The organism is Mycobacterium sp. E2497, assembly GCF_001668695.1.
GTDB lineage: Bacteria > Actinomycetota > Actinomycetes > Mycobacteriales > Mycobacteriaceae > Mycobacterium.
Genome location: NZ_LZKD01000287.1, coordinates 1 through 4,899, shown reverse-complemented (window position 1 = coordinate 4,899; position 4,899 = coordinate 1). Strand labels below are relative to the sequence as shown.

Sequence of the window (4,899 nt, the reverse complement as noted above, 5' to 3'; positions counted from 1 at the left end):
ACCCCGAACGTTGAGCGGCTGGGGCTGAAGATGGTCGACAACCCGGGCCGCGGCACCCCGGTGTCCTGGGCCACCACCTCCCGCAACACGCCCATCAGCTGGGCGGACAGCTCCTCCGTGGTGGCGAACCGGCGCCGCGGGTCGGGGTCGATGGCCCGGCGCAGCAACCGGCGGTACGAGTCGTACGTCGTCAGCACGGGATCGTCTTCGGGCAGGCCGTCGACGTAGCGGCCGTTGCGGGTGGGCAGGTTCACCGTGAGCGCCGCCAGGGTACGGCCGACGGTGTAGATGTCGGTGGCGATCGTCGGGCCGGTCCGCACGATCTCGTGCGCCTGGAACCCCGGGGTGCCGTAGAGATAGCCGAACGAATTGACCCGCGACACCGCGCCCAGGTCGATCAGCTTGAGTTGCTCCTCGGTGAGCATGATGTTCTCCGGCTTGAGGTCGTTGTACACCAGGCCGATCGAGTGCAGATAGGTCAGCGCGGGCAGGATCTCCAGCAGGTAGGCGATGGCCTCGGCGACCGGCAGCTTCTTGTCCTTGCCGTGCTTGAGCGGCTGCCCGCCGATGTACTCCATGACGATGTAGCCGACCGGGTTGCCGTTGCGGTCCTTGTGCTCGACGAAGTTGAAGATCTGCACGATCTGCGGGTGCACCACCTCGGCGAGGAACTGCCGTTCGGCCATGGCGATCGCCTGCGCCTCCGCGTCACCGGAGTGCACCAGGCCCTTGAGCACCACCGGGCGGTCGTTGACGTTGTGGTCGACCGCCAGGTAGACCCAGCCCAGTCCGCCGTGCGCGATGCAACCCTTGACCTCGTACTGCCCGGCGACGATTTCGCCCGGATTCAGCTGCGGCAGAAACGAATACGCGCTGCCGCAGGCGGGGCACCAGCCCTCCGACTCGCCCTTGACGCCCTTTTTCGACCGGCCGACCGGCTTTCCGCAGTTCCAGCAGAACCGCTTGGCCTCCGGCACCACCGGGTTGGTCATCAGCGCCTCGAGCGGGTCGATGTCGCGCACCCGCGGGATCTCGACCAGTCCGCCGCCGAGGTGTCTGACCGGCGGCAGCACCCGCGTCCCGATCGTCACCCGGTCTTGCGAATCGGTGTCCAGGGTGCCCAGCGAGATGTGCGGGAAATCGTCGTCGTCATCGTCGAAATCGGGACGGAAGAGCGCCTGGGTGGCCTGGATTCGACCCGTCGTCGGGCCGCCCTGCGTGTCCGGCGGTTGGGTGCCCGGGCTCACGTCTTCGGGGCCCGGTTCCGGCTGTTGGGTCTTCTCCGACTCGGTCATCAGTCGGAATACCTCGGCGTGGGCGGGGCGGGCGCGGGTCCCAGTACCGTCAACCACTTGCGGTACAACGTGTTCCACGTGCCGTCCCGGCGGATCCGCTCCAGCGTGCCGTTGACGAACCGCAGCAGTGGCGTGTTGGTGAGGTTGACCCCGATGCCGTAGGGCTGGGTGGCCATGTTGGGCCCGACGATGTGCAGGTAGGGGTCCTCTTCGACCAGCCCGGCCAGGATCGAGTCGTCGGTGCTGACGGCGTCGATCTCGCGCTGCTGCATCGCCACCAGGCAGTCGGCCCAGTTGACCACCGACACGATGACGGGGGGCGGGTCGATCTGGCGGATCCGGTGCAGCGACGTGGTCCCCTTCGCCACGCAGACCCGCTTGCCGGACAGATCGCCCACCTTGGCGATGGGCGAGTCCCGCGGGGCCAGGATGCGCTGGTTGGCGTCCAGGTAGACGGTGGAGAAGTTGACCTCCTTGCGCCGCTCGCAGGTGATGGTCATGGTCTTGACCACCACGTCGACCTCGGAGTGCTGCAGCGCGGTGACGCGCTCGTCGGACGACAGGATGCGGTACTCGACGTGCGACGGGGCGCCGAAGATGTCGCGGGCGATCTCGCCGGCGATGTCGACGTCGAAACCGGTGATCTCCCCGGTGATCGGGTCGCGGAAGCTGAACAGGTTGCTGCCGATGTCGAGCCCGACGATCAGCCGGCCGCGGGCGCGGATGTCGGCGACCGCGGCGTCCGCCTCGGCCTTGGTGGGGAAGGGCCGCAGGCTCGCGGTCAGGTCGCAGCCCTGGCTGGGGTCGTCCGGCGGCAGCGGCGGCTCCGGCGGCAGCTGCTGCATGCCGACCGGGGTGGGCGGCGGCAGCGTCGGCACCTTGGCGACCGTGAGCGACTCGGTGTGCGAGCATCCCGCCAGCACCCCCACCGTTGCCAGCGCGGCGAGCACGGCGCCTGCCCGCCGCAACCGGGCCGGCCGCGTCATTATCGATACTCTTTCAGCCGCGGCCACAGGCCCAGCGCCACCGCGATTGCGGCGCCGAGGCTGAGCACCACGCCGCCGACCTGCGCGCCGGACAGCCCGCTGCGGGCGTTGAGGACGTCGTTGCGCAGGTGGGTGCGACTCTGGTCCATGGCCTTGACCAGCTGGTCTTCCAGCTTGTCGAACGCGGGGGTGGAGTCGTCTTCGCTGCTGCCCAGGGCGACCTGGGTGGCCGCCCGGTAGTTGCCGACCGAGATGTAGGAGTTGATCCGGTCGTTGGCCTGCCGCCAGCGCAACAGCAGCTGGTCGGCGCCCTGCAGGTCGGGTTTGTCGACGGCGTCGCTGCGCACCATGTACTGGTCGAGCTGCTGGTGCATGGAGTCGATCCGCTGATAGAACGACTGCTTGCGCTTCTCCTCGTCCCCGCGACGGATCAGCGATAGCGTCTCGTCGGCCCGCGCCTGCTGGGCGGTGATCGCGACGTTGGTCACGATCCGCAGCGAGTCGGCGGCGGTGTTCTTGGCGCTACGGCTGGCGGTCGTGGAGATGGTCAGCGCTGTTCCGACCCATACCACCATGACGAGAATAGCGAGGCCGCCCACGACCAGGCCCGGATTGATCCGGCGCCGGGTGCGCCGGGCCAGCCAGCGATGGGCGAAGGCGCCGAAGACCGCGGTGGCGGTGACCACCAGGATGACCGGCGCCGGGATCTGCGTCGACGCGGTGGTTTCCGCATCCACCCGCTCCGACGTGGCCTGATACAGCTGCGCGGCGTCCGGCAGGATTGTCGACTGCATCAGCCCGGAGGCCTCCGACAGGTACGACGACCCGACCGGGTTGCCCTCCCGGTTGTTGGTCCGCGCGATCTCGATCAGGCCGGTGTAGACGGCCAGTTCGGCGTTGATCCGGCCCAGCAGCTGCACCAGCGGTTCGTCGGTGAGCCCGCTCGAGGCCCGGGTCACCGCCACGGCGGCGTCGGTGATGGCCTGCTCGTAGCGTTGCCGAACGGGCGGCGGCTCGGCTTCGGCGATGAACGCCGTGGCCGCCGCCGCGTCGGCCACCGACAGCGTGGTGTACAGCCGTCCGGCGGCGAACGACAGCGGTTCGGTGTGATTGAGCACCGTCGTCAGCACCTGCTGCCGGTGGTTGATGGTGGTCGAGGTGGCGAACGCGCAGATGCCGCCCAGCACCGCCAGGACGATGCCGATCGACAGGATCCGGCCCGGCGTGGTCGAGATGAACCACCAGCGCGGATGGGCTGGCTCGGCCGGCGACCGCGACCCCTGCGGCTCTGTCGACGGGTGCGCCAGCTCAACCGTCACGTGTTATCAGCCCTCATCTTTCGCGGCCACTGGAACGCTGCACCAACTCTATAAGCGAATTCTAAGAGAATGTTCCGCCTGATGGGTGGAGGCAGACCGATTGACCAGGCGATCACGCGCATATCCTGAAACCCGTGCACGGCGACGGCGACGGTTGGGTGGTTTCCAGCAGCGGCACCCCGTACTGGGGCCGCTTCGGTGCGGCCGGTCTGCTGCTGCGGGCCCCCCGGCCCGACGGCACCCCCGCGGTGCTGCTGCAGCATCGCGCGGTGTGGAGCCATCAAGGCGGCACCTGGGGCCTGCCGGGCGGTGCCCGCGACAGCCACGAGACGCCGGAGGAGACCGCGGTCCGCGAGGCCCATGAGGAGGCCGGGCTGGCAGGCGAGCTGGTGACCGTGCGCTCGACGGTGGTCACCGCCGACATCGCGGGGCTCGGCGGGGCGCGCTGGACCTACACCACGGTGGTCGCCGACGCGCCCGAGTTGCTGCACACCGTGCCCAACGGGGAGAGCGCCGAGATGCGCTGGGTCGCCGAGGAGGAGGTGGCCGGGCTGCCGTTGCATCCCGGCTTCGCGGCGAGCTGGCACCGGCTGCGCACGGCGACGGCGCTGGTGCCGCTGGATCACGCCGACGAGCGGCGGCGGCACCTGCCCCGCACGTTCGAGATCGAGTCCGGCGTGTTCGTCTGGTGCGTGCCGGGTGACGCCGACCAGACGCCCATGCATCCCCGGATCAACTCGCTGCTGCAAGCGCTGAGCTGAGCCGTTGCGCCGCGGCCCGCGGGTCGGCGGCCGCGGTGATCGCGCGCACCACCACGATGCGGCGGGCGCCGGCCGCGAGCACCTCCGGCAGCCGCTGCTCGTCTAGCCCGCCGATCGCGAACCACGGTTTCTCGGTGCCGAGCCGGGCGGCGGTCCGCACCAGCCCCAGGCCCGGCGCCTCGCGGCCCGGTTTGGTCGGGGTGGGCCAGCACGGGCCGACGCAGAAATAGTCGGCCACCCCGGCGGCCGCGGCGGCGGCCTGGCCGGCGTCGTGGCTGGACAGGCCGAGCAGCGTGTCCGGGCCGACGATCCCGCGCGCGACGTCCAGCGGCAGGTCGCCCTGCCCGAGGTGCAGCACGTCGGCGCCGGCCGCGCGGGCGATGTCCGCCCGGTCGTTGACCGCGAACAGGGCGCCGTGCCGTCGGGCCGCGTCGGCCAGAATCTCGCACGCGGCCAGTTCCTCGCGCGCCTCGAGCGGCCCGAACCGCTGCTCACCCGGAGAGCCCTTGTCGCGCAGCTGGATGATGTCGACCCCGCC

At 70.3% G+C, this 4,899-nt stretch carries 5 protein-coding genes; 1 reads left to right on the top strand and 4 read right to left on the bottom strand.

The window, feature by feature from the left end; genetic code table 11:
- The 3 genes from A5713_RS26375 to glnX form a co-directional block, all read right to left on the bottom strand.
- On the bottom strand, positions 1-1,295 hold a 1,295-nt coding region (locus tag A5713_RS26375), incomplete at its 3' end, for a serine/threonine protein kinase (RefSeq protein ID WP_156752045.1).
- Positions 1,295-2,281 carry a glutamate ABC transporter substrate-binding protein gene (locus tag A5713_RS26370; RefSeq protein WP_067927001.1) on the bottom strand — a complete coding sequence of 329 codons (987 nt, stop codon included), beginning with the start codon at positions 2,279-2,281 and terminating at the stop codon, positions 1,295-1,297. The genes A5713_RS26375 and A5713_RS26370, both read right to left, overlap by 1 nt.
- Entirely contained in the window at positions 2,281-3,600 is a 1,320-nt protein-coding gene (gene glnX, locus A5713_RS26365) for a protein kinase G-activating protein GlnX (RefSeq protein ID WP_067927005.1), read from the bottom strand. Before glnX ends, A5713_RS26370 begins: the two co-directional genes overlap by 1 nt.
- A gap of 134 nt (positions 3,601-3,734) precedes the next feature.
- Here glnX and A5713_RS26360 point away from each other — a divergent pair, with 134 nt between their 5' ends.
- Positions 3,735-4,361, top strand: a complete 627-nt coding sequence (locus A5713_RS26360) for an NUDIX hydrolase (protein WP_068099176.1) — start codon at positions 3,735-3,737, stop codon at positions 4,359-4,361.
- Here A5713_RS26360 and thiE read toward each other — a convergent pair.
- Positions 4,333-4,899 (bottom strand): thiamine phosphate synthase (gene thiE / locus A5713_RS26355; protein ID WP_068099175.1); only part of this gene is annotated, 567 nt, incomplete at its 5' end. The genes A5713_RS26360 and thiE overlap by 29 nt on opposite strands.

What these genes read in the sequence shown, in the direction of transcription:
- A5713_RS26370 (WP_067927001.1), bottom strand. Translation starts at nt 2,281, where the DNA reads ATGACGCGGCCGGCCCGGTTGCGGCGGGCAGGCGCCGTGCTCGCCGCG.